The sequence below is a fragment of the Streptomyces sp. NPDC102279 genome (genome assembly GCF_044766365.1).
Classification (GTDB): domain Bacteria; phylum Actinomycetota; class Actinomycetes; order Streptomycetales; family Streptomycetaceae; genus Streptomyces.
In genome coordinates this window covers 38,120-61,755 of the sequence record NZ_JBIWLU010000026.1, presented here as the reverse complement: position 1 = coordinate 61,755, position 23,636 = coordinate 38,120, and the positions used below count along the sequence as shown (strand labels likewise).

17 protein-coding genes are annotated in these 23,636 nt (G+C 72.1%); 4 read left to right on the top strand and 13 right to left on the bottom strand.

Annotated elements, in window-relative coordinates; all coding sequences use genetic code 11:
- Positions 1 to 380 precede the first annotated feature (380 nt).
- A complete protein-coding gene (locus ACIRQH_RS40455; protein ID WP_404230509.1) occupies positions 381 to 1,388 on the bottom strand; it encodes a stage II sporulation protein M in 1,008 nt (335 codons plus the stop codon).
- Positions 1,389 to 1,518: 130 nt separating this feature from the next.
- Here ACIRQH_RS40455 and ACIRQH_RS40450 point away from each other — a divergent pair, with 130 nt between their 5' ends.
- Positions 1,519 to 2,721, top strand: a complete 1,203-nt coding sequence (locus ACIRQH_RS40450) for an RDD family protein (RefSeq protein ID WP_404230507.1) — start codon at positions 1,519 to 1,521, stop codon at positions 2,719 to 2,721.
- Between the two features lie 92 nt (positions 2,722 to 2,813).
- Here ACIRQH_RS40450 and ACIRQH_RS40445 read toward each other — a convergent pair whose 3' ends face one another.
- Together ACIRQH_RS40445 and ahcY are read right to left on the bottom strand one after the other, a co-directional pair.
- Positions 2,814 to 3,464, bottom strand: coding sequence for a hypothetical protein (locus ACIRQH_RS40445; RefSeq protein WP_388930845.1), 651 nt, complete (start codon positions 3,462 to 3,464; stop codon positions 2,814 to 2,816).
- A 100-nt stretch (positions 3,465 to 3,564) separates the two neighbouring features.
- The gene (gene ahcY, locus ACIRQH_RS40440) at positions 3,565 to 5,022 is read right to left on the bottom strand and encodes an adenosylhomocysteinase (protein WP_358822667.1); all 1,458 of its coding nucleotides are present in this window, start codon (positions 5,020 to 5,022) and stop codon (positions 3,565 to 3,567) included.
- 462 nt (positions 5,023 to 5,484) lie between these two features.
- Between ahcY and ACIRQH_RS40435 the strand changes: the two genes are divergently transcribed.
- Positions 5,485 to 7,581 carry a fructose-specific PTS transporter subunit EIIC gene (locus ACIRQH_RS40435; protein WP_404230503.1) on the top strand — a complete coding sequence of 699 codons (2,097 nt, stop codon included), beginning with the start codon at positions 5,485 to 5,487 and terminating at the stop codon, positions 7,579 to 7,581.
- Between the two features lie 102 nt (positions 7,582 to 7,683).
- Here the strand turns inward: ACIRQH_RS40435 and ACIRQH_RS40430 are convergent, their stop codons facing one another.
- From ACIRQH_RS40430 to ACIRQH_RS40400, 7 genes are all read right to left on the bottom strand, one after another.
- Entirely contained in the window at positions 7,684 to 8,664 is a 981-nt protein-coding gene (locus ACIRQH_RS40430) for a cation diffusion facilitator family transporter (RefSeq protein WP_388874227.1), read from the bottom strand.
- 141 nt (positions 8,665 to 8,805) lie between these two features.
- The gene (gene manA, locus ACIRQH_RS40425; protein ID WP_404230500.1) at positions 8,806 to 9,957 is read right to left on the bottom strand and encodes a mannose-6-phosphate isomerase, class I; all 1,152 of its coding nucleotides are present in this window, start codon (positions 9,955 to 9,957) and stop codon (positions 8,806 to 8,808) included.
- A gap of 213 nt (positions 9,958 to 10,170) precedes the next feature.
- A complete protein-coding gene (locus ACIRQH_RS40420) occupies positions 10,171 to 11,298 on the bottom strand; it encodes an SIS domain-containing protein (protein ID WP_358821178.1) in 1,128 nt (375 codons plus the stop codon).
- Between the two features lie 293 nt (positions 11,299 to 11,591).
- The gene (locus ACIRQH_RS40415; protein WP_078943765.1) at positions 11,592 to 11,762 is read right to left on the bottom strand and encodes a Trm112 family protein; all 171 of its coding nucleotides are present in this window, start codon (positions 11,760 to 11,762) and stop codon (positions 11,592 to 11,594) included.
- Between the two features lie 192 nt (positions 11,763 to 11,954).
- Entirely contained in the window at positions 11,955 to 13,316 is a 1,362-nt protein-coding gene (locus tag ACIRQH_RS40410) for a phosphomannomutase/phosphoglucomutase (protein ID WP_404230497.1), read from the bottom strand.
- A 160-nt stretch (positions 13,317 to 13,476) separates the two neighbouring features.
- Positions 13,477 to 15,093 carry an L-lactate permease gene (locus ACIRQH_RS40405; RefSeq protein WP_358821180.1) on the bottom strand — a complete coding sequence of 539 codons (1,617 nt, stop codon included), beginning with the start codon at positions 15,091 to 15,093 and terminating at the stop codon, positions 13,477 to 13,479.
- A gap of 278 nt (positions 15,094 to 15,371) precedes the next feature.
- Positions 15,372 to 15,851 carry a DUF3499 domain-containing protein gene (locus tag ACIRQH_RS40400; protein WP_358821181.1) on the bottom strand — a complete coding sequence of 160 codons (480 nt, stop codon included), beginning with the start codon at positions 15,849 to 15,851 and terminating at the stop codon, positions 15,372 to 15,374.
- A gap of 261 nt (positions 15,852 to 16,112) precedes the next feature.
- Here ACIRQH_RS40400 and ACIRQH_RS40395 point away from each other — a divergent pair, with 261 nt between their 5' ends.
- Positions 16,113 to 16,562 (top strand): metallopeptidase family protein, encoded by a 450-nt coding sequence (locus tag ACIRQH_RS40395; RefSeq protein ID WP_358821210.1) that lies wholly within the window; start codon positions 16,113 to 16,115, stop codon positions 16,560 to 16,562.
- A 72-nt stretch (positions 16,563 to 16,634) separates the two neighbouring features.
- Here ACIRQH_RS40395 and ACIRQH_RS40390 read toward each other — a convergent pair whose 3' ends face one another.
- The 3 genes from ACIRQH_RS40390 to ACIRQH_RS40380 all read right to left on the bottom strand — a co-directional run bounded on the left by ACIRQH_RS40390 (position 16,635) and on the right by ACIRQH_RS40380 (position 22,356).
- Positions 16,635 to 18,125, bottom strand: a complete 1,491-nt coding sequence (locus ACIRQH_RS40390) for a DUF5719 family protein (protein ID WP_404230493.1) — start codon at positions 18,123 to 18,125, stop codon at positions 16,635 to 16,637.
- Positions 18,122 to 21,817 carry a glycosyltransferase gene (locus ACIRQH_RS40385; RefSeq protein WP_404230490.1) on the bottom strand — a complete coding sequence of 1,232 codons (3,696 nt, stop codon included), beginning with the start codon at positions 21,815 to 21,817 and terminating at the stop codon, positions 18,122 to 18,124. The genes ACIRQH_RS40390 and ACIRQH_RS40385 overlap by 4 nt, the downstream gene beginning before the upstream one ends.
- Positions 21,818 to 22,092: 275 nt before the next feature.
- A complete protein-coding gene (locus ACIRQH_RS40380; protein WP_010986447.1) occupies positions 22,093 to 22,356 on the bottom strand; it encodes a WhiB family transcriptional regulator in 264 nt (87 codons plus the stop codon).
- Positions 22,357 to 23,089: 733 nt separating this feature from the next.
- Here ACIRQH_RS40380 and ACIRQH_RS40375 point away from each other — a divergent pair.
- A complete protein-coding gene (locus tag ACIRQH_RS40375) occupies positions 23,090 to 23,614 on the top strand; it encodes a cysteine dioxygenase (protein ID WP_388874246.1) in 525 nt (174 codons plus the stop codon).
- Positions 23,615 to 23,636: the final 22 nt, after the last annotated feature.

Below are 23,636 nucleotides of genomic sequence, written 5' to 3'. Positions count from 1 at the left end.
TTCCGTATCCGATTTCCTCGGCGCTTTCCAGGTTTTCGCTTTCGCGTTTCCCTTTCCGGCGAGTCCGACTCTATCAGATCCTTTCGGGCCCGATTTCCTCGGCGCTTTCAAGTTCTGCGCTTTCGCGCTTTCCTTTTCAGCGACTCCGACTTTATCAGAAGATTTGGGCCGGACTTACCGGCGACCATTTCTGAATCATCAGGAGGGGGCTTCTTCGAATCGACGTATCGATTACTTGGAGAAGCTCGCAGACTCTAACTGCTGCCGCCGGACGTGTCCAGTTCTAGGCAACTGTTCAAATCTACCTCCCCGAGCAACCCGTGTCAACGGATCCCCTGGGGCGAAGAGGAGACTAGCAGCTCAGCGGAGGCGTACGCACATCAGGCGGCCGTGGGGAGAGTGGCGCTGCGCTCGGAGGCGTCGACGTCACCGGTATCGCCCGAGCGGACCGCACGGCCGCCGAGCACGTAGACGTACAGCAGGAAGGCCAGTTCGGCCGCGATACCGATACCGATGCGTGCCCAGGTGGGGAGGCCGGAGGGCGTGACGAAGCCTTCGATGGCGCCCGAGATGAAGAGGACCAGCGCCAGGCCGACGGCCATTCCCAGGGCGGCGCGCCCTTCTTCCGCGAGTGCCGTGCGGCGGGAGCGCGGGCCCGGATCGATGACCGTCCATCCCAGTCGCAGGCCGGTGCCCGCGGCGACGAACACGGCGGTCAGTTCCAGCAGGCCGTGCGGAAGGATCAGTCCCAGGAAGGTGTCGAGGCGGCCGGCCGATGACATCAGGCCGATGCCGACACCCACGTTGAGCATGTTCTGGAAGAGGATCCAGAGCACCGGGAGGCCCAGGAAGATGCCGAGGACCAGGCACATGGCCGCGGCCTGGGCGTTGTTCGTCCAGACCTGGGCCGCGAACGACGCGGCCGGGTGACTGGAGTAGTAGGTCTCGTACTCGCCACCGGGGCGGGTGAGGTCGCGGAGCTGACTGGGCGCGGCGATCGATGCCTGGACCTCCGGGTGCGCGGCGATCCACCAGCCCAGGAGGGCCGCTATCGCCGTGGACAGAAGGGCGGTGGGCACCCACCAGTGGCGGGAACTGTAGACCGCCGCCGGGAAACCGCGGGTCAGGAAGCCGGTCACGTCGCGCCAGGAGGCTCGGCGCGTACCGGTCACGGCGCTCCGCGCGCGTGCCACGAGTTGGCTGAGCCGGCCGGTGAGCTGCGGGTCGGGAGCACTGGACTGGATCAGCGAGAGATGGGTGGCGGTTCGCTGGTACAAGGTGACGAGTTCGTCGGCCTCTGATCCGTCGAGGCGGCGCTGACGGCGCAGGAGGGCGTCGAGTCTGTCCCACTCGGCTCGGTGGGCGGAGACGAAGACGTCGAGGTCCATCGGTTTGACTGCTCCTCGGCTGCTCGTCGGCGGCTCTTGGTCGATGTCAGCTTGTCTTACTGCGGCGCGATGTGCGCTCAGCTTGGCAGACTGGCGGTTCTCGGGGCAGGTCAGGGGAAGGGCGGCACGTGTGAGTGAGCTAGTGACGGGCGAGGCGGTGGCGCTGGAGCTGCGCCCCGCGAAACTGCCGAGCCGGGCGCTTGCCGTCGTGCTCGACCTCGCCGCGGCGATGGTGGTCTACCTCGTCGTGACGATCGGGCTCGTCGCCGCGACCGCCGCGTTGGACGACGCGGCGCGGGTCGCCCTGTCGATCGCGAGCTTCCTTCTCGTCCTGGTCGGCGTACCCATCGCGGTGGAGACGCTCAGCCATGGCCGGTCGCTGGGGAAGCTGGCGTGCGGGCTGCGGGTGGTGCGGGACGACGGCGGGCCGATCCGGTTCCGGCACGCGCTGGTGCGCGGGGCCGTGGGAGTCGTCGAGATCCTCATGACGTTCGGCATCGTCGCGTGCATCGCCTCTCTGGTGTCGGAGCGCGGCCGGCGGCTCGGTGACGTGTTCGCCGGCGCTCTCGTGGTGCGTGAGCGGATTCCTGTGGGGCGTATGCCTCATGTGCCTCCGCCGCCGCCCTGGCTCGCGGGACGCTTCGCCGAGCTCGATCTGTCCGCGGTGCCGGACGGGCTGTGGCTGGCCGTCCGCCAGTACCTGACGCGGATGGGGCAATTGGATCCGCGGGTGGGCGGGGCGATGGCGGAACGGCTCGCGATGGATCTCGCCTCGCGTACGGGAACGCCGCCGCCGCAGGGTGTGCCCGCGGGGGCGTATCTGGCGGCCGTGGTGCAGGAGCGGCAGGCCCGTGAGGCACGTCGGGTGTTCGGAGGCGGCCCCGCCGTCGGAATGCCCCAGCCCTTTCCTGGCGCGTATCCCTTCCCGCAGGGTCCTGGCGGCCACCCCCAGCCGATGGGGCACGGCGGATACAACCCGCCGCCCACGAACACCGGCTATGCCCCGCCCCCTGCTTCTGCCGGCCATCCCCCGCAGGGAGCGCACGGCGGCTACGCCCCTTCTGTAGCTCCCGGTGGCTATCCGCCGCCTGCCGGACTCGGCGGACAGCAGTCCTTCCCGGCGGGGCCCGGTGACCAGTCCCGTCCGCCGGGAAGGGGTGCAGGTCCCGGACGGCAGGCTCCCGACGGGTATCCCGTCGTAGCGCAGCCTCCTGCCGGTCCACAGGCCGATCCGGCCCGGGCCGGTCAGGATCGTTCGGACGGCTTGGGGCAGCCCGGACGTGAGCCCGGGCAGAGCGAGCGGCCGGCGACGGGCTTCGCGCCGCCCGGGTAGCCGTTCTCGCCGGTGAACGGCTCCGCTTCCTCACGGGCGGGTCTCCCCGTCCACATCGGGCATCGTCACCGCCGCGTCGCCCTGCGATGTCGTCAGGCGAACACCGACGGCGGTGATTCGAGGTCCTCCAGCTCGATGCCGGGGGCCGCGAGCACCACGTCCCCGGCGATGTGGACGGCGTGCTGCTCCCCCGTGTCCAGGGCCGTGACCTGGTATTCGTCCACGGTCAGGGGACCGTTGTCAGTGCTGTGTGTTTCGCTTGCGATCAAGGCCCAGGACTGGTCGAGGGTGCGCGGGGCGAGGACCGGGCCGGTGAAGGAGACGAGGCGTACGCGGGTTGCCGCGGTGCCGGCGGAAGGGGTGAGGCGCAGGAGACGGGCGGTGGCGACGAGGAACGCGGGCGAGGTGCCGGTGAAGGCGTGGGCGGCCACGTTTCCTTCGGTCGCCTCGGTGCCGGCGGGATCGGTGCGGACCCAGCTCACGCCGTCGATGGCGGCGCCGCGCACCTGCCAGTTCGCGGAGTGGAGTTCGAGGCGGATGGGGCGGCCGAGTTCGTCGATGGCGAGGTCGACGGAGCCGGTGACGGTGTTTTCCCGGGGGAGGCCGTCGGGTCCCGTCGTGGAGGGGGTGGTGAGTTGGGCGACGTAGCGCCAGCCGGACGGGCCGGGCGCGCAGTGGAAGTGCTCTTCGCCGAGGGGGGTGTGATCGTGCGGATCATGGAGCGAATAACGGCCGCGGGGCATGGGCGTTCAGGTCCTCATCGGGGACAGGCCCCCGCCGGGAGGGCGAGGGCCTGCTGACATCCGGACGCCGAGCGGTGGTACCGCTGCTCGGCGGGTGTGCTCAGTAGCGGTAGTGGTCCGACTTGTACGGGCCGTCGACCTCGACACCGATGTACGAGGCCTGCTCGGGGCGGAGCGTCGTGAGCTTCACGCCGAGCGCGTCGAGGTGGAGACGGGCGACCTTCTCGTCGAGGTGCTTGGGCAGCACGTAGACGTCGGTCGGGTACTCCTCGGGCTTGGTGAACAGCTCGATCTGGGCCAGGGTCTGGTCCGCGAACGAGTTGGACATCACGAAGGACGGGTGTCCGGTCGCGTTGCCCAGGTTCAGCAGGCGGCCCTCGGACAGCAGGATGATGACCTTGCCGTCGGGGAACTTCCAGGTGTGGACCTGCGGCTTGACCTCGTCCTTGACGATGCCGGGGATCTTGGCGAGGCCGGCCATGTCGATCTCGTTGTCGAAGTGGCCGATGTTGCCGACGATCGCCTGGTGCTTCATCTTGGCCATGTCCGCGGCCATGATGATGTCCTTGTTGCCCGTCGTGGTGACGAAGATGTCCGCCTTGTCGACGACCTCGTCGAGGGTCGCGACCTGGTAGCCGTCCATCGCCGCCTGCAGGGCGCAGATCGGGTCGATCTCGGTGATGATCACGCGGGCGCCCTGACCGCGCAGGGACTCCGCGCAGCCCTTGCCCACGTCGCCGTAACCGCAGATGACGGCGGTCTTGCCGCCGATGAGGGTGTCGGTGGCGCGGTTGATGCCGTCGATCAGGGAGTGGCGGCAGCCGTACTTGTTGTCGAACTTCGACTTGGTGACGGCGTCGTTCACGTTGATCGCCGGGAACAGCAGGCTGCCGTCACGGTGCATCTCGTACAGGCGGTGGACGCCGGTGGTGGTCTCCTCGGTCACGCCGCGGATCTCCGAGGCGAGCTGGGTCCACTTCTGCGAACCGTCGCTGATGGTGCGGTTGAGGAGTTCGAGGACGACGCGGTGCTCTTCGTTCTCGGCGGTGTCGGCCGAGGGGACCTTGCCGTCCTTCTCGTACTTCACGCCGTTGTGGACGAGGAGGGTGGCGTCACCGCCGTCGTCCAGGATCATGTTCGGGCCGCCGGTGGGGGTGTTCGGCCAGGTCAGCGCCTGCTCCGTGCACCACCAGTACTCCTCCAGGGTCTCGCCCTTCCAGGCGAAGACCGGGACACCCTGTGGGTTGTCCGGCGTGCCGTTCGGGCCGACCGCGATGGCGGCGGCTGCGTGGTCCTGGGTGGAGAAGATGTTGCAGGAGGCCCAGCGGACCTCGGCGCCGAGGGCGACGAGGGTCTCGATGAGGACGGCGGTCTGCACCGTCATGTGCAGGGATCCGGTGACACGGGCGCCGGCCAGGGGCTGCGCCGCGGCGTACTCCTTGCGGATCGACATCAGGCCGGGCATCTCGTGCTCGGCGAGGGTGATCTCCTTGCGGCCGAAGTCGGCCAGTGAGAGATCGGCGACCTTGAAGTCCTGTCGGCTGTCGACAGTCGTCATGAAGAGCTGCTCCTCGGATTCGGGGCGAGTTGGGCTGTTCTGCGCGGCGGTGGACACATACGTATGCCCGACAGGGGCACGGACGTGCCTCGGCAGGACACAGGAGTGCCCGGTGCGCGCAGCGCAGTCCGTCGGAGGCCCTCTCTCCCTCGGCCGGTCCGCGGTGGGACCGCCCGACCGCCATCAGCAGCGACGTCTGGCTCAGTCACCCAAGCTACACCGGTGAGCCCGCCCGTCCCCAGTCCGCCTCCGGAAGGGACGGTGTCGAGGGGTGGGGGCCGAGGTGTCCCGCCGGTGCTCCGCCAAGGGCCACAGCGGCCGGGGGGCGGGCGCCGGACCTGGGGGTTCGGTGATGTTCGGCCTCTTTGATCGTGGGCAGGGGTGCTGCCAGTGGTTCGGCGGGCGTCCGGAAGGCCCGCGTGACCGAGGCGTCCAGGACGCCGTAGACGTTAGGAGATCGACGTGACCAGTCCGGCCGGCCCTCCCCCCACGGGCGACGACGGTGACGAACGGCAGCGGTTGAAGCTGTTGGCGGTGACCGCGTGCCCGACCGGCATCGCCCACACCTACATGGCGGCCGAGAAGCTCTCGCAGGCCGCGGAGCGCCTCGGGATCGACATGAAGGTGGAGACACAGGGTTCCATCGGGGCCGAGAACGTCCTCGATGACAACGATGTCAGAACCGCTGACGGGGTCATCGTCGCGGCCGACAAGGATGTGGACCTCAGCAGGTTCGCGGGCAAGCGGGTGGTCACCGTCGGGGTGGCCGAGGGGATCCACCACCCCGAGCGGCTGATCGAGCAGGTCCGGTCGGCGCCCGTGCACACTGCGGACGGCCCCGCGCCGGCGTCCGGGACGGGCGGCGGCAAGGAGCGGAGCCTGCCGTACAAGGCGCTGATGAACGGGGTCAGCTACATGATCCCGTTCGTCGTGGTCGGCGGGCTGCTGATCGCGATATCGCTCTCGCTCGGCGGGCACACCGATCCCTCCGGCGGCCTGGTCATCCCGAAGGACTCCTTCTGGATGGACGTCAACAACATCGGTGTCATCGGCTTCACGCTGATGGTGCCGATCCTGTCCGGCTACATCGCCTACGCGATCGGCGACCGGCCCGCACTCGTGCCCGGCATGATCGGCGGGTGGATCGCCAACACCGGCACGCTGTACGACTCCAAGTCGGGCGCCGGGTTCATCGGGGCGATCGTGACCGGCTTCCTCGCCGGTTATCTGGTCCTGTGGATCAAGAAGGTCAAGGTCCCGAAGTTCGCCCGGCCGATCATGCCGATCATCGTGATCCCCATCGTCGCGACGACGGCACTCGGCCTCTTCTTCATCTACGTCATCGGGAAGCCGATCTCGTGGGTCTTCGAGCACCTGACCAGCTGGCTCAGCGGGATGACCGGGACCAGCGCGGTGCTGCTCGGCGCGATCCTGGGCCTGATGATCGCGTTCGACATGGGCGGGCCGGTCAACAAGACGGCCTTCCTCTTCGGCTCCGGCCTCATCGCGACCGGGAACCAGACCGTCATGGGCATGTGCGCCGCCGCCATTCCCGTGATGCCGCTCGGCCAGGGCGTGGCCACCCTGATCCGCAAGCGCCTCTACACCGAGCAGGAGCGGGAGACGGGACTGGCCTCGCTGTTCATGGGCTGCTTCGGCATCTCCGAGGGCGCCATCCCGTTCGCCGCGGCGCGGCCCGCGCAGGTCATTCCGGCGAACATGCTCGGCGGTGCCGTGGCCGGTGCGGTCGCCGGACTCGCCGGGGTCAGCGACGCGGTGCCGCACGGTGGGCCGATCGTGGCGGTGCTGGGGGCCGTGGGCGGCGTACCGATGTTCTTCGTGGCCGTCGCCGTCGGTACGGCGCTGACCGCGCTGACGACCGTCACGCTGGTCGACATCAGTGAGCGCCGGCGGCGCGGCGGCGCGGTGCGGATCCCCTCGGCGCGGGCGCCCGAGCCGGCTCTCGCCGGTGCGGTGGCCGTCGGAGGGGCCGGCGGCGGTACGGGACCGGGGCGCGCCGGCTCGTCGAAGGGCGGCGACCCGGCCGCCGTGTCCGCCCCCGACGGCTCGGGTTCGACGGCCACCGCTGTCGCCGACGAGCCCGAAGTCCTCTCCGGGTATCTCACCGGGGAGACCGTCCGGGTCCGGCTCGCGGCCGAGGACAAGGAGTCCGCGATCCGTGAGATGGCCGGACTGCTCGCGGCCACCGGCAAGGTCCGGGACGTCGATGAGCTGGTGCGCACGGCGCTGCGCCGTGAGGAGCAGGGCACCACGGGCCTCGGCGACGAGATCGCGATCCCGCACGCCAAGACGGACGCGGTGAGCGCCCCGATCGTCGGGTTCGCGCGGTCCGACGAGGGCATCGAGTGGGGTGCGCCGGACGGGACCAGGGCTCGGCTGGTGTTCATGATCTCCGTGCCGGAGGCCGCTGCGGGTGACGAGCACCTGCGGATTCTGGCGCTGCTGTCGCGCAAGCTGATGGACCCCGTCTTCCGGGGGCGGCTGACGGCCGCGGCGGACGAGCGTGCGGTCCTCGGGGTGCTGAGCGAGATCAACTAGCGCACACCGAGGCGCCGGCGACACCCCGGGCGCCCGGCCGCCGTACGACGTCGGGGCCCGCCTGAGATCTCAGGCGGGCCCCGACGTCGTAGGGACGAGAGGTCAGTGGTCGGACGGCGACGGGGCCGGTCCGCCGGGGGTGGCGTCGCGGTCGGCGCCCTTGGCGGCCTCCGCCTCGCTGTAGATGTCGGGCTCCAGGTAGATCACCCGGGCGATCGGGACGGCCGCGCGGATACGGGCCTCGGCTGCGTTGATCGCGGAGGCCACCTCGGTGGCCGTGTCGTCGTGCTGGACGGCGATCTTCGCCGCGACGAGGAGTTCCTCGGGGCCGAGGTGGAGCGTGCGCATGTGGATGATGCGGGTGACCGTGTCGCCGTCGACCATCGCGGCCTCGATCTTCGCGGCGTTCTCCGGGCCCGCCGACTCACCGAGCAGCAGCGACTTGGTCTCGGCGGCGAGGACCAGGGCGATCAGGATGAGCAGGACACCGATGCAGACGGTGCCGATGCCGTCCCAGGTGCCGTCGCCGGTGAGCAGGGCGATGCCGACGCCGCACAGGGCGAGGACCAGACCGATGAGCGCGCCGAAGTCCTCCAGGAGGACGACGGGCAGCTCGGGGGCCTTGGCGCGGCGGATGAACTGGGACCAGGAGTGCGTCCCGCGGAGCTGGTTGGACTCCTTGATCGCCGTACGGAAGGAGAAGCCCTCGGCGATGATCGCGAAGATCAGGACGCCCACCGGCCAGTACCAGTGCTCGATCGCGTGCGGGTGCTTGATCTTCTCGTAGCCCTCGTAGACGGCGAACATGCCGCCGACCGAGAACAGGACGATCGAGACGAGGAACGCGTAGATGTAGCGCTCGCGGCCGTAGCCGAACGGGTGCTCCGGGGTCGCCGCACGCTTGGCCTTCTTGCCGCCGATCAGCAGGAGTGCCTGGTTGCCGGAGTCGGCGAGTGAGTGCACGCCCTCCGCGAGCATCGAGGAGGAGCCGCTGAACGCGAACGCCACGAACTTCGCTACCGCGATGGCGAGGTTGGCGCCGAGTGCCGCCATGATCGCCTTGGTGCCGCCTGAAGCGCTCATCTGCTCCTGCTGTCCCTTCGTACGCCGTCCGGACCCCGTTCGTACCCTCGTACCCCGGTCCGGGCTTTGCCCGCCCTTTGCGGTGGGCCATTCTTGCAGCCCGGTCCGACCGCGGCGCCCCAGGGCGGCACTGTCGTCCCGTCAGGCGACCACTGTCGCACGGAAGATCGTGCCGGAACCGGACACTTCGGCCTTTTCGCCGGCCGGTACGAACACCGAGCGGCCGGGCGTGAGATCGATGCCGTCGGCGCGCACGGAACCCGCCGTGCAGAGCAGGATCTGCGGGGTGCCGCGGGTGAGGTCGCGGGGGGCGGCGCCCTCGGCGAGGGCGTAGCGGGAGAGGCGGAACTCGTCGATGGGGGTCGCGTAGAGCTCTTCGCCGTCGGAGGACGCCTCGGGGCGCAGGACGCCGGGGTCGCTCGCCTCGAAGCGGACCACGCGCAGGAGTTCGGGGACGTCGACGTGCTTGGGGGTCAGACCGCAGCGCAGGACGTTGTCGCTGTTGGCCATGATCTCGACGCCGAGGCCGTTCAGGTACGCGTGCGGGATGCCGGCGCCGAGGAACAGGGCCTCGCCGGGCTGGAGCCGGACGTGGTTGAGGAGCATCGCGGCGATGACCCCGGGGTCGCCCGGGTAGTGGTGGGCGAGGTCGGCGTACGGGGCGTGGTCGCCGCCGAGGCGGGCGCACGCGGCCGTGGCCTCGGTGACCGTGTGGGCCATGTCGTCGGGGTCGGCGCTGAGGACGGCCGTGAGGACCTCGCGCAGGGCGGCCTCCTCGGGGTGCGCGCGCAGCAGGTCGACGTACGGCTTGAGGGCGTCGACGTCGAGGGCGGCGAGGAAGTCGGCCGCCGCTTCGGGGGCGCGGAAGCCGCACAATCCGTCGAACTCGGTGAGAGCGCAGATCAGTTCGGGCTTGTGGTTGGCGTCCTTGTAGTTGCGGTGCGGGGCGTCGATCGGGACACCGCGGCTCTCCTCGTCCTCGTAGCCCTCGCGGGCCTGTTCGAGGTCGGGGTGGACCTGGAGGGAGAGGGGGGCGTCGGCGGCGAGGAGCTTGAGGAGGAACGGCAGGCGGGGGCCGAACTTGGCGACGGCGGCGCGGCCGAGTTCCCTCTCCGGGTCCTCGGCGACGACCTCGTCGAGCGGACCGCGCTCGGTGCGGGAGGGTGCGCCCGGGTGGGCGCCCATCCACATCTCCGCCTGCGGCTCGCCGGTCGGCTCCACGCCGAGCAGGTGCGGGATGGCCGTGGTGGAGCCCCAGGCGTAGGGGCGGACGGTGTTGTCGAGGCGGTCCATCGGTGTCTTCTTCTCCATACGTGCGCTGCGCGGCCCGCTCCGTGCGGAGGGCCGGTGAGGAGGCCTGGCGTCGGGGTTGCGGTGGTGGGACCCGGCGTCCGGGGGTGCCGGTCGCGGGACCCGCTCCAGGTCCTGTCGTCATCTCCGCGTCGCTCGCCCGGAGAACGTGCGGGGCGCCGCCGGGCAGACGGGGATGTGACGACAGGTTCCAGGTCAGGCCCCCGAGGCGAGCGCCAGGTAAACGGCGGCGAAATCCGTGGTGGCGATCAGCTCGGCGAGGGTCTCCAGTTCGGCGCCCTCCTCGGGTTCGAGCTCACTGATCGCGGTGTCGTGGGTGAGGGCGAGTTCGCGGGCGGCGGGGGCCGCGCTGATGCCGCCGAGGGGCCGGTCGCGGAGCAGCACCACGCGCGCGTGCAGCGCCTGTGCCTCCTCGACGCGATCGCGGAAGAAGTCGTCGGGGTCCGCGCCGGCGGCGAGGGCACCCGCGAGGAGCACGCTGTGCGAGGCGAGTGCCTCGGGGAGTTCGGCGGTCAGCGCGGGGCGGCCGGCGAGTTCGGCGAGCGCGGCGGTGAAACGGCGGCCCGCCGGTCCGGCCGAGGTGCCTTCCGTCCAGATCACCGGGAGGGCCTCGGCCAGTTCGACGGCGAGGGTCTTGGCGGGGTTGCTGTACGCGGCGATCGCGGGGCCGCAGCGTTCGGCGACGCGGTCGAGGCGGTCGGCGACCTTCTGCAGGGCTTCCGGAGGGGCGGAGACGAGCCCGGTGCGGTCGAGGAGCACGAGCAGCGGGGTGAGCAGCGCCCACAGGACGCCGGGCGCGGAGGCCGCGATCGGCTCCTCCGGTTCGTACGGGGCGGTCGCCATCGGGACGAACAGGCCGTGGATGCCCGCCACCCAGCCGGAGAGGGGGGAGCCGGCGGGGGCCACGGCGGCGACGGTGCTGCCGCGCCGGTAGGCCTGCTCGATGAGGAGGTCCAGGCCCGGTTCGCTGCCGTCGGGGGTGGCGATCAGCAGGAGGTCGACGGGGCCGGCCCAGCCGGGCAGTTCCCAGCGCAGGGCGCCCGCGGCGGGGGCGACGCCCTGGGGGGTGAGCCGCGAGACGGGGCAGCTCGCTCCGACGAGGGTGCCGAGGAACTCGGCGACGCCGGTGGCGGCCATGCCGGGGCCGGCGATCAGGACGGCGCGTGGGCGGCCGTCCGGCTTCAGCTCGGAGACCCCGGCCTCGGCGGCGTGCCGGACCGCGGTGCGCACCCGGGCGCCGGCCTCGGCCGCGCCGCGGAGCAGGGCCCGCCGGTCGGCCCGGGCGAGTGCGTCCGGGTCGTCGAGCAGCGATTCGTCGAGCATGGGGTCGGGAGCCTCCGATCGCCGGGGCGGCGTCTGCGCGCCGGCCGCCGGTGTCGCGTGCACGGGGTCGCTCGCGCGAGGTGCCGAGCGGCGCTGGGTCGGACCGGGGACCGGCCGGGTGCTGTGCCGGTCGCCGTGCGGGACGGGGTGTCGCCGGTGTCCCGCGCGGACGACGGCGGCGCTGTCGCTTGTCGTCGCTTGTAGAGGGGTTGTGTTCGGTTGCCGCGCCGTCGGCCCGCCCGTGCGGACGGGGACGGCGCCGCGGGGGCCTCCCGTGCGGGCGGCCGTGCCGGTCAGGCGGGGCGGCGGGCCTCGTCGACCAGGAGGACGGGGATGCCGTCGCGGACCGGGTAGGCGAGGCCGCAGTCCGCTCCCGTGCAGATCAGCTCGGTCTCCTGCTCCTTGAGCGGGGCGTGGCAGGCCGGGCAGGCGAGGATCTCCAGGAGGCCGGCTTCGAGCGGCATGGGGTGTCCTTCCGAAACAGTGGATGCGGCCTGGTCAGGGTACCGCTGCGGGGAGCCCGGCGCGGGGGCGCGGGGGCCTGTTCGTCAGGCGCGCGGGCCCGCACCGGGCAGGGCCTGTGCGGCGGTTGCGGCGGGTACGCACCTCGTGTCCGCGAGGGCCGGGCGCCTCCGCGGCGCGCCGGGCGGGACGCCTCAGCCCCGGATGATGGCCAGCACCTCGTCGCGGACCTTCGCCATCGTCGCCTCGTCACGGGCCTCGGCGTTGAGGCGGAGGAGGGGTTCGGTGTTGGAGGGGCGGACGTTGAACCAGGCGTCCTCGGTGGTGACCGTCAGGCCGTCGAGTTCGTCGATGATGACGCCCTCGCGGCCTTCGTAGGCGGCCCGGACGGCGGCGAGGCGGGCGGCCTGGTCGTCGACGGTGGAGTTGATCTCGCCGGAACCGGAGTAGCGGTCGTACTCCGCGACGAGGCCGGAGAGCGGACCGTCCTGTCCGCCGAGGGCGGCGAGGACGTGGAGGGCGGCCAGCATGCCCGTGTCGGCGTTCCAGAAGTCGCGGAAGTAGTAGTGGGCGGAGTGCTCGCCGCCGAAGATCGCACCGGACGTGGCCATCTCGGCCTTGATGAAGGAGTGGCCGACGCGGGTGCGGACCGGGGTGCCGCCGTGCTCGCGGACGACCTCGGGGACCGACCAGGAGGTGATGAGGTTGTGGATGACGGTGCCGCCGCTGTGCTGGGCGAGTTCGCGGGCGGCCACCAGCGCGGTGATCGCGGAGGGGGAGACGGGCTCGCCCCGCTCGTCCACGACGAAGCAGCGGTCGGCGTCGCCGTCGAAGGCGATGCCGAGGTCGGCGCCCTCCTGGCGGACGCGCTTCTGGAGGTCCACGATGTTCGCCGGGTCGAGCGGGTTGGCCTCGTGGTTGGGGAAGGTGCCGTCCAGCTCGAAGTACATCGGGACGAGCTCCAGCGGCAGACCGGCGAAGACGGTCGGGACGGTGTGTCCGCCCATGCCGTTGCCCGCGTCGACCACGACCTTCAGGGGGCGGATCGAGGTGAGGTCGACGAGCGAGCGGAGGTAGGCCGCGTAGTCCTCCAACGTGTCGCGGCTCGTGATCGTGCCGGGCGTCGCGTCCGAGGCCGGGGCGCCGGAGTCGAGCCAGGACTCGGCGAGCCGGCGGATGTCGGACAGGCCGGTGTCCTGGCCGACGGGGGCCGCGCCCGCCCGGCACATCTTGATGCCGTTGTACCGGGCGGGGTTGTGCGAGGCGGTGAACATGGCGCCGGGGAGGGTGAACGCACCCGACGCGTAGTACAGCTGGTCCGTCGAGCAGAGGCCGATCTCGGTGACGTCGACACCGCGGGCGGCGGCCCCGCGCGCGAAGGCCCGGGACAGTCCGGGCGAGGAGGGCCGCATGTCGTGCCCGATCACGATGGCGTCGGCTCCGGTCACCTGGACGAAGGCGGCGCCGAACAGCTCGGCCAGCGGCTCGTCCCACTGGTCCGGGACCACCCCGCGCACGTCGTACGCCTTCACGAGCTGCGACAGATCAGCAGTCACGGGCCAACCCTCCAGAAGTCCACTTCGGTCGGCCCAAACTACCCTTCCGCGCCGACGGGGTGCCGTACCGAGCCCCCGTGGAGCACCACCGCGACCTGCGGGACCGTCCTTTCCCGACCGGGAGGGAACGCGTCCGCCCCGGGACGGGTCCGCGAGCGGCTCACGGGAGCATCCAGGACAGCACCGGCGAGCTCTGTCCGGCCACGATCAGACACATCACCAGCAGGAGACCGAGGCTCCAGGGCAGGACCTTGCGGAGCAGGTCGCCCTCGCGGCCCTCGAGCCCGACCGCCGCGCAGGCGATCGTCAGGTTCTGCGGCGAGATCATCTTGCCGAGGACCCCGCCCGAACTGTTGGCGGCCGCCAGGAGTTCGGGCGACAGACCCGACTCCTTCGCGGCGCTCACCTGGAGCGCGCCGAAGAGGGCGTTCGCCGAGGTGTCGGAGCCGGACACGGCCACGCCGAACCAGCCCAGGACGGGTGACAGGAAGGCGAGCCCCGCCCCGGCGGCCGCCACGAACTGGCCGATGGTCGCGGCCTGTCCGGAGAGGTTCATGACGTAGGCGAGCGCCAGCACGGACGTCACGGTGAGGATCGCGAACCTCAACTCGTGGACGGTGGCGAGCCATTCCCGTACCGCCACGCGCGCGTGCACCCCGAGCACGACGGCCGTGCACAGCCCGGCGATCAGGACGAGCGTGCCGCCGGTCGCCACGATCGGCCAGGTGAAGACGTTCCCGCCCACCGGCTCGCCGCCCGGGCCGACGACGTCCAGGAAGGGCCAGTCGTACGTCCGGGTCGCCCCCGCGAGCCAGTCCTTCACGACCGGGATCTGCGCGACCGAGAAGATCACGACGATGAGGGCGTACGGGGCGTAGGCGCGCAGGACTTCGCGGCGCGGGTCCCGTTCGTCGAGGTCCTCGCTGCGGGTGCCGGTCAGGACCGACGCCCGTACGGACTCGGCGGCGGGCACGCGCGCGCGGGGCACGGCGACCAGGGCGGCGGCACCGGCCAAGGAGGCGGCGATGTCGGCGAGTTGCGCGGAGAGGTAGTTCGAGACGGCGAACTGGGCGGCGGCGAAGGCGACTCCGCACGCCAGGGCGGGCACCCAGGTCTCCCGGAGTCCGCGTCTGCCGTCGACCAGCCCGACCAGCACCAGGGGGACGACCAGCGCGAGCAGTGGGGTCTGCCGGCCGACCACGGAGGCGACCGAGTCCAGTGGCAGGCCGGTGACTTGGGCGAGGGTCACGACCGGGGTGCCCATCGCGCCGAAGGCGACCGGGGCGGTGTTGGCGACGAGGGCGACGACCGCCGCGCGCACGGGGTCGAAGCCGAGGGCGACCAGCATCACCGAGCAGATCGCGACCGGTGCGCCGAAGCCGGCGAGGGCTTCGAGGAGCGCGCCGAAGCAGAACGCGACGACGAGCGCCTGGATGCGCGGATCGTCCGAGAGCCGCCCGAAGGAGCGGCGCAGGATGTCGAAGTGCCGGGTGCGGACGGTCATCCGGTACACCCACAGGGCGTTGACAACGATCCACAGGATGGGGAAGAGACCGAACACGGCTCCCTGGGCGGCGCTGGAGAGCGCCTGGCCGACCGGCATGCCGTAGGCGAGCCAGGCGACCAGCACGGCCGCCAGGAGGCCGGTCAGGCCCGCCAGGTGGGCCTTCACGCGGACGCCGCCGAGCAGGACCAGCACGACGACGAGGGGCAGGGCGGCCACGAGGGCGGACAGGCCGAGCGAGTCGGCGACGGGTTCCAGCTCCTGGACGTACACGGATGCCTCCCCGGGATTCCGTGCTGCGAAAGCGGTTTCTCACGGCAAACGGAATCGTCGTGTCCGCGACAACTTCGCGTCAATGGGTGTGCGCCGCTCGATGGAATCGGGAAAGGGGCGGGCGCGGCTCCCGGAACGGGTGGCCGCCGCCTCACCGAGCCGGTGGGCGGGAGGGCGACGAGGAGGCGTTGGCCTTCCGCGCGCGGGGACGGTGCCGGGGTTCTCGGGGCGGCCACGGGAGGTGGGCCGGCGAGCCACGGAGGGCTGCTTGGGGCGGCTCAGTTGTCGGGCGAGCGGAGGACGCGCAGGTGGCCGCGGCGCGCGACCTCCATCGGGTCGGCCGAGCGGGCGCTGCCGCCGCCGGCTTCGGCCGTACGCCGCTGCGGGCGGGCCGCCTCGCGCACCGCGTTCGCCAGCGCCTCCAGGTCGTCACCGCTGGGACGGGCGGGACCCGAGGAGTCGGCGAGCCGCACGACCTCCCAGCCACGCGGCGCGGTGAGGCGCTCGGAGTGCTCGGCACACAGGTCGTAGCAGTGGGGTTCGGCGTAGGTGGCGAGCGGGCCGAGGACCGCGGTCGAGTCGGCGTAGACGTACGTCAGCGTCGCGACGGCGGGACGGCCGCAAGCGGTGCGCGAACAGCGACGTACAAGGCTCACGACGTTGGACGGTACCGCACTCTTGAGCGGGCCGCGACGACTCTCCCCCAGGTCACCCCACCGTGTCGTCCTGTGAGACCGCCCACACCGCTTTTCGATCATCACCCCCTGACCTGGGGGGACATCACCGCCGACGGCACCGAACAGACCTGTGTCCGGTCACCACTTGGCGCAAATCATGTCAATTGCCATGTCAGTGACGGTCCTGGAAAGATACGGAATCGAGCCCAACCTTGGCCGGAATGGTCATCGGGCGACATCCGGAACGGAAGCCGGACCGCCGGGCGTCGGCCGGGCGGTCGGTGATCCGCCGCAGCGTGGGGCCGGGCGGCCGGGCCGGGTGGGGACTACTCTTCGTCAGTGATGGACAACCCCGTACCGCCCCGCGCCGCACCAGCCGGTCCCCGCCGCCGTGACCGCCATGGCCGAGGCATGCGCGGCCCCGTGGCACCACCCCAGGTGCCGCTCGCGGCGAGCCGTGCCGAAGTGTTCGCGGACCTGGTGCAGGACTCCGTGGAGCGGCTGGAGCGACACTGGCCGCAGCTCGCCGACATCGACTTCATGGTCCTCGAGGTGCCCCGCCTGGAGGGCCCGGGCGACGAGTGGAGTGACGAGGCGGTGCCCCTGGGCGGCACGATCGCCGCACGCGAGGGCCGCCCCGCGCGCGTGGTGGTCTACCGCCGGCCGGTCGAGATCCGCACGAAGAGCCGCGACGAGCGCGCCGCCCTGGTGCACGAGATCGTCGTGGAACAGGTCGCGGAACTGCTGGGGCTGACCCCGGAGACGGTCGATCCCCGGTACGGCGAGGACTGAGCGCAGGGCCGGACCACCCCCCGAGCCGCGTCACCGGCCCGAGATCACCCGTACGCGGTCACCCGCCCCGCCTCACTTGCCGAGCAGCACCGAGAGGTCCTGTTCCGCTTCCGGCACCGAGACCGTGCCCCGGTCGTCCGGGAGGGTCTGGACGGTGAACGCGGGAACGCCGTCCTGCGTCGCGGCCAGCATCCGGGAGGCGTAGACCGGGCCTCCGGAGACGGGCTCGACGGTGAGGGCGTACGTGCCCTTGAGGGCGCTCGGGACCGGTGCCTCGACGTTCTGCGTGGTGCCGCCCTTGATGGTGAACGTCTTCGACACCGCGGTGCCGCCGCCGCTGCCCGCGGACGCGGTGATCTTGACCGTGGCCGCCTTGCCGGGCGCGGTGACGGCGAGAGTGGAGCCCTTGGCGCTGTTGTCGGCCGCCGTCGCGCGGGTGCCGACGGGGGCGGTGGCCGGGATGAACGCGGTCTCCTGCCTGTCGCCCTTGCCGCGCACCACCCGCAGGGCGGCGACGACCGGGACGGAGGCATCGCTCGGCGTGAGCACCAGCGAGCCCGCCTCGCCGCGGGTGACGTCCCCGAGGTCGACGGCGGAGGTCATGCCGGCCTTCACGTGCAGCGTCTCGTGGCCCGCCGGGGTGATGAGGCCCGAGGGCGAGGCGAGGCGGACCTTCAGGTCGGCGTCCGTGTCGCCGGGCGCGAAGGCGACCAGGCGGACGGAGGTGGCGTCCTTGGGGATGCCCGGCAGGACGAGACTGCCGGCGGGGTCGGCCGAGGCGGCCAGCCAGTCGCCGCCGATCTTGTCGTCCAGCGCCTGCACGGCGGCACCCACCCGGCCGCTGCGGACCGTCACGTGCACCGTCAGGTTGGTCTCCGGGTCGCCGGTCAGCGTGTTCAGCAGGATCGGCTCGCTGGCGTGCGGCTGGACCGTGATCCCGTCGGCCACCGTGGACTTGAGGGTGCCGTCCTTGCCGTACAGGTCGATGTCGACGACGGCCGCCGAGTCGTCCGGGTTGGTCAAGTGCACATAGTCGGTGCGGTCGTCGGCCGTACTGGCGCCCGGGAACCAGAACTCGGTGTCCGGAGCGGTGCAGTTGGTGCCGAGCAGGCCGCGTCCGGTGCCCACGGCGACGTCGGTGGTCTCCTGGACCGTCCAGCCGGGCGCGAACTTGCCCTCCGCGGTGCCGACGAGTGCGGGTGCCTGGGAGCCCGAGGCGTCACCGGTGGCGGGCTTGCCGGGCTCCTTGGGCCGCACGACGGGCTTGGACGCCTTGCCGCCGCTCTTCTTGCCGCCGTCCGACTCCTCGGTCGCCGCTGCCAGTTCGGCCTTGCCGCTGCCGCCCGCGCCCTCCGCGACGGGGGTGAACGACGTGTACGCGGTGTCGGCGATTTCGGAGGTGCTGGGCTGCGGGCAGAGCAGGCTGGTGCGCTCCACGGGCAGCCGCGCGGCCGCCCGTGCCGTGTCGTCCCCGGAGGCGTCCGGCGACTGCAGCGTGGCGAATCCGGTGACCGCGGCGAGCGCGGTCGCGCCGGCGATCAGGGACAGGGTGGTGCGGTTCACTGCTGGCTCCCGTCGGGGCGCTCGCTGTCGTTGCCGTGCGGCGGGGACTGCGTGGGGTCGTAGGCCGGGTCGTAGCCCTGCTCGCCCGTGCCGTAGCCCTGGCCGTGGGCGTCGTACGGCCGGCCGTTCGCGTCGTAGCCCTGGCCGTACGCCGGGTCGTAGGGCGTCGTGCCGCCGTAGGCGTACGGGTCGTACTGGCCGCCCTGGTAGGGGTCCGCCTGGTACGGCTGCTGGTAGCCGCCGCTCGCGTACTCCCCGGTGCCGTCGTACTGCTCGGCGCCGTAGGTGCCGTACTCGGCGCCCGCGTAGCTCGGGGCGTCCCACTCGCCGTACGTCTGCTGGTGCGGGACGGCGCCGGCCGGGACCTCCTCGTCCACGGCGGACGCGCCGTCGAGGTCCTCGTCGGATGCCTCGGCATCCGCCTCCGCCTGAGCGCGCAGACGGCGGGCGCGGCGGCCGTCTCCCGTCGCGTCCTGGGCGGGCACGGCCCGCTCCTCGGGCAGGTCGTCGTCGACGTCCCGGCGGCGGCCCGGCAGGGCGAGCACGACGAGGACGAGGGCGAGCGCGCCCTGGGCCCACAGCCAGGCGGTGTGGGTCAGCGGGGCGTCGAAGGTGACGTCCAGCCGGCCGCCGCCCGAGGGCAGTTCGAAGCCCTGCGCCCAGCCGTCGAGCGTGGTGCGGGTGAGGGGCTTGCCGTCCAGGGTGGCCGTCCAGCCCGGGTCGGCGCTGTCGGCGAGCCGCAGGACGCGGCCCTCGGCGCCGGTCGGGACGGTGGTGTGCACCTCGACCGCTCCGGCGGCGATGGACTGCGGTTCACCGGAGGCGGGGACGATCGCGGCGCGCGACACCTGACGGTTGACGCGCCACAGGGCACTGCCGTCCTGCTGGCTGAGCCGGGCCAGGCCGGGGGTGGCGTCCAGGACGCGGCTCACCTCGCGGGGCGCGCCCTTGCGGACCAGGACGTACCGCACGGCGAAGCCGCCGAGTTCGTCGGCCTGGTCGGCGCCGGAGCCCGCGACGAGGTTGGCGACGACCTTGTCGAGCTTCTTGTTCTCGCCGCCCGCCGAGGCGAGTTCGGCGTCGCCGAGGCGGGCGCCCGAGCCGCGGACGAGCGTGTAGCCGACCTGGGCCGCGGAGCGGCTGTCGAGGAGGAGGGTGCGGGCCTGGTCGCGGGTGCCGCTCTCCTCGGCGACGAACGCGGGCACCTGCACCGGGTCGCGGCGCTCCACGGGTCCGTCGGCGCCGCCGATGATCCATCCGGCGGCGATGAGCAGCGGGCCCGCGGCGCAGGCGAAGGCGATGAGCGCGGCGACCGGCTGGCGCCAGCCGAAGCTCTGCTCGGCCACCCGCGCGCGGGCCCCGTCGGCTCCGACGGCCGCGGCGGAGAGCAGCGCGAGGCCGTAGACGAGGGTGGCGGGGCCGGCCCAGGTGGAGCTGTTGGACAGGACCGCGAGGACGAGCGCCACCAGGGCGACGATCCAGGCGGTCCTGATCCCCGCCTGGCGCTCGGTGCGCAGCAGGGCCGCGAGGGCGGCGAGCACGACACCGAAGAGCATCAGGCCGCTGACCGTGCCCGGGCCGCCGGGGCTCGCGCCGAGCAGGTCGAGCGCGGTGGCCGCGCTCGCTCCGTACTCCAGGCCGGCTTCCTTGAAGAAGCCGAACGGCAGCAGCGTGAGCGACCAGGGGGCGAGGACCAGCAGCGGGGTGCCGAGCTGGGCCAGGAAACGCAGCCCGTAGGCGGGCAGTTCCCTGCGGCGCACGGCGAGGAGCGCGAGGCCGAGAATCAGCGCGATGGGCCAGACGATCGGCGTGAACGCCGTGGTGAACGTCAGCAGCAGGGCGTAGGCCCAGGTGGCGCGCCAACTGCCGCGCGCTCCCGAGGAGTGCGCGAGACCGCTTGCCGCGGCGCCTGCGCGCGCGAGGAGCGGCAGCAGGATCGCGAGGACGGCGGTGCCGATGCGGCCGCCGGCCAGCGCGCCGGTGGCGGCGGGCAGGAAGGCGTAGGCGACGGAGGCCCAGGCGCGCAGCAGGCGTGACTCGACCAGCGGGCGCGAGGCGAAGTAGGCGGCGAAGCCGGCCAGCGGCACGGACGCCACGAGGAGCACCGTGACCGCGAGTCCGGTGGAGCCGAGCAGCACGGAGGCCAGCATCGCGACGAGCGCGAGGTAGGGCGGCGCGGCCTGGGTGTCGCCCGCGCCGACCGGATGCCAGCCGTCGACATAACGCGACCAGAGCTCGGAGGCGTCGGACGGTGCGGGCAGCAGCGCGCCGCCCGCGAGTGCTCCGCCGCCGAGCAGGGCGCGGCAGGCGAGGAGCGAGACGAACAGGAGGACCAGGAAGACCATCGGGCCGGGGTTGCGCGCGATGCGCTTGAGCCGGGCGAACTGCTCGATCTCCAGGAAGTCGCCGTCGTCGCCGCCGGGTCCGGACTCGACGGCGCCGCCGTGCCGGCCGGCGCCCGTGACCAGTTCGGCGTCGGAGCGGCCCACCAGATTGCCGGCGACCTGCTCGACGGTGGCCCGCACGGTCGCGCCGGGCGGCGGGAACAGCGCCCGCAGTTCGTCCTTGTCGACCTGGGGGCGGCCGCGCCTGCGCCGCCCTGCGATGATCCGCTCCGGGCGCAGCAGGGTGCCGAGCAGGCCGCGGATCTCGTCGACGGCCTGGCCGGGGACCTTGCCCACGAGATAGGCGACGGTGCGCAGCAGGGTGCCGAGGACGAGGCGGACCAGGATCCAGGGGAGCTGTGCGGTGCGGGCGTTGACAAGAAGGGTGTAGGCGGCGCCCGCCTTGTCGACCTTGTGCGGGGACGCGGAGGTGCGGCCCACGCAGTCGACGGTGCGGCGCTCGCGGGAGGCGGCCTCGGCGTGCCGTACGACCGCTTCCGGGGCGACGAGGACGCGGTGGCCGGCGGCCTGGGCGCGCCAGCACAGGTCGACGTCGTCGCGCATCAGGGGCAGCCGGCGGTCGAAGCCGCCGAGCTCCTCGAAGACGTCGCGCCGGACGAGCATGCCGGCGGTGGAGACGGAGAGCACCGGGTGGACGTGGTCGTGCTGCCCCTGGTCCTGCTCGCGTCGGTCGAGACCGGTCCAGCGGCGGCCGGAGTTGGCGATGGTGACGCCGACTTCGAGAAGCTGGCGGCGGTCGTACCAGCCGCGGAGCTTGGGGCCGACGACGGCGACCTCGTGGCCCAGCTCGCGTTCGTTCTCCACGACGCGCAGCAGGTGGGCGAGGGCGTCGGGCTCCGGGGCGCTGTCGTCGTGCAGCAGCCAGAGCCACTGCTCGGGCTCGCCGTACGGAAGGTCCGGCAGGTCGTAGGCGTCGTCGCGCCAGCTCCGCGTGACGGGGTCCCAGCCGCTCGGCCGCTTCAGGTAGGGCAGGTCGTCCGGGGTCAGCAGACCGGCGGTGCGGGTCGCCTCCTCGACGGCCTGGCCGAATCCCGTGCGGCGGGCGAGGTGCAGGACGTGTTCGGCTCCGAGGGCGTCGGTGAGCAGCTGGGCGGAGCCGTCCGCGCTGCCGGTGTCTGCCGCCACCGCGTTCTGCACGGGGCGCTCCTGGCCGAGCAGCCCGGCGAGCGCCTCGGGGAGCCAGCGGGCGCCGTCATGGGAGACGAGCACCGCGGTCACCACGTGGCGCGGGAACTCAGGGGCGGCAGCTGCGTCGTGACGGGCTGCCGAATGGCTGTGCACGGACATCGAGGTACGGGCCCCGGTTCGATGGACTGCGGTGGACGTCTGTGTCCGGCGGGGACAGCGGGACGTCTCGGACGAGGGCCCACACTAACGGCTGGGCAGGACGACGGCCCGCCGCCTGTGGATAACCCACGTGCGACGGGCCGTTCGTTACGTGAGCGTGTGTGCCGATTGGTCGGCGGCTCCCACGCGTGCGTACGGCTGTTTTCCGTACGCTTTTCCGTGCGACTGCTTTCGGACAGCGTCCTTCTTCGTGCGAGCGCCCCTCGGGCGGTCGTTCAGATGGCGGCCTTCTTGAGGCGACGCCGCTCCCGCTCCGACAGACCGCCCCAGATGCCGAACCGCTCGTCGTTGGCGAGCGCGTATTCGAGGCACTCGGAGCGGACCTCACAGGCGAGGCAGACCTTCTTGGCCTCGCGGGTGGAGCCGCCCTTCTCGGGGAAGAAGGACTCGGGGTCGGTCTGGGCGCACAGCGCGCGCTCCTGCCAGCCGAGTTCCTCGTCCGCGTCGTCGACCAGCAGTTGCTGCACCAGCTCGGTCATGTGCGCCCCTCGTCTGTCTTTCGCGTCCCCGTGATGCTGCCGTCACCGATTTCGGCTGAACGACACGAGTGAAATTACAAGTGTGCCGATCCGGGCCAGTCAAGCCGAGATCTGCTATTGGGCCCCTTATTCACTCTGCGGAACCAAGGCTATGCGGAAAGTGTTCAAATCGGCATAAACCCTGACAGCCCAAGGGGTCCGGCCGGACGTCCACTCCCGCTTACGGGGGAAGACGGCCAGGAGTTCGATCTCGTTCCGACGCGAACCTCGAAGCGAACCTGATCACATAGGGATCACGGGCTCGCGCTGAGGTTTGTGCGCCCGGTTGTGCGCCATGTGTCCGGAGAGCCTGGTGAACAAACCTTTCGCCTGCCAGATGAACCGGATGAGGTGAAACATCCCCCACATACCGGACATGAAGTTGACAGTAGGGGTGTGAAGCGGTGACCTTATGGGCATGCTCGCGAACTTGGCATCCACCTCGACCCGCACCGCCGGGTCCCACGGTGCTGCCCTCGTCCGCTGTAGCTGTTGTTGCTGTTCCAGCTGTTGAGCCCTACCGCGCTCCGGCTGCCTCGCCGCCACTGAGGCGAAACCCCCGCCCCCTCCGGGCGACCGCCCCACCAGGGCACTCCCCTCCCGCCCCTCACCCGGGCGTGAACCCCCGCCCGCGACCCGGGCGGAAACGGCCAGCGACACCCCAGCACTCTCCTGCCGAGGAACCACCGCACCCATGAACAGCGACAGCGACCTCCAGATCGCCGGCGACATCCTGGAAGTACCGCACCTGCTCCAGCCGCCGCGCGAACACCCCGTCACCGTGGCCGACTTCGTCGGCATGGCGCGCTCCATCGCCGCCGACCGCTCCCAGTGGGAGCACCTCGTCGAGTACGACGCCACCTCCCGCTGGTACCACCGGCTGCGCACCGGACCCGGCTACGAGGTCTGGCTCCTGTCCTGGGTGCCCGGCCAGGGCAGCGGGCTGCACGGCCACGGCGGCTCCTCCGGCGTACTGACCGTCCTCGACGGCGCGCTGACCGAGCGCACGGAGCGCGGCACACGCGCCCTGGGCTCCGGCGCGCAGCGGGTGTTCGCGCCCGGCTACGCCCACGAGGTCGTCAACGACTCGCTCGAAGGGGCCGTCAGCCTGCACGTCTACTACCCGGGGCTCACCGAGATGCCGATGCACGCGGCCCGTTGCGCGGTCGCCGGGAACGTGGCGCCGGCCGCCGCGCCCGCCGGGGCCGAGGTCGCCTGACCGGCTGACACGTCGTCGCCGC

Bases quoted from the DNA above. Each gene is read 5' to 3' on its own strand.
- ACIRQH_RS40455 (WP_404230509.1), bottom strand. From the start codon at position 1,388: ATGGACCTCGACGTCTTCGTCTCCGCCCACCGAGCCGAGTGGGACAGA.
- ACIRQH_RS40400 (WP_358821181.1), bottom strand. From the start codon at position 15,851: ATGATCGAAAAGCGGTGTGGGCGGTCTCACAGGACGACACGGTGGGGT.
- ahcY (WP_358822667.1), bottom strand. From the start codon at position 5,022: ATGACGACTGTCGACAGCCGACAGGACTTCAAGGTCGCCGATCTCTCA.
- ACIRQH_RS40375 (WP_388874246.1), top strand. From the start codon at position 23,090: ATGAACAGCGACAGCGACCTCCAGATCGCCGGCGACATCCTGGAAGTA.
- ACIRQH_RS40415 (WP_078943765.1), bottom strand. From the start codon at position 11,762: ATGCCGCTCGAAGCCGGCCTCCTGGAGATCCTCGCCTGCCCGGCCTGC.
- ACIRQH_RS40445 (WP_388930845.1), bottom strand. From the start codon at position 3,464: ATGCCCCGCGGCCGTTATTCGCTCCATGATCCGCACGATCACACCCCC.
- ACIRQH_RS40430 (WP_388874227.1), bottom strand. From the start codon at position 8,664: ATGAGCGCTTCAGGCGGCACCAAGGCGATCATGGCGGCACTCGGCGCC.
- ACIRQH_RS40380 (WP_010986447.1), bottom strand. From the start codon at position 22,356: ATGACCGAGCTGGTGCAGCAACTGCTGGTCGACGACGCGGACGAGGAA.
- ACIRQH_RS40385 (WP_404230490.1), bottom strand. From the start codon at position 21,817: ATGTCCGTGCACAGCCATTCGGCAGCCCGTCACGACGCAGCTGCCGCC.
- manA (WP_404230500.1), bottom strand. From the start codon at position 9,957: ATGGACCGCCTCGACAACACCGTCCGCCCCTACGCCTGGGGCTCCACC.
- ACIRQH_RS40420 (WP_358821178.1), bottom strand. From the start codon at position 11,298: ATGCTCGACGAATCGCTGCTCGACGACCCGGACGCACTCGCCCGGGCC.
- ACIRQH_RS40395 (WP_358821210.1), top strand. From the start codon at position 16,113: ATGGACAACCCCGTACCGCCCCGCGCCGCACCAGCCGGTCCCCGCCGC.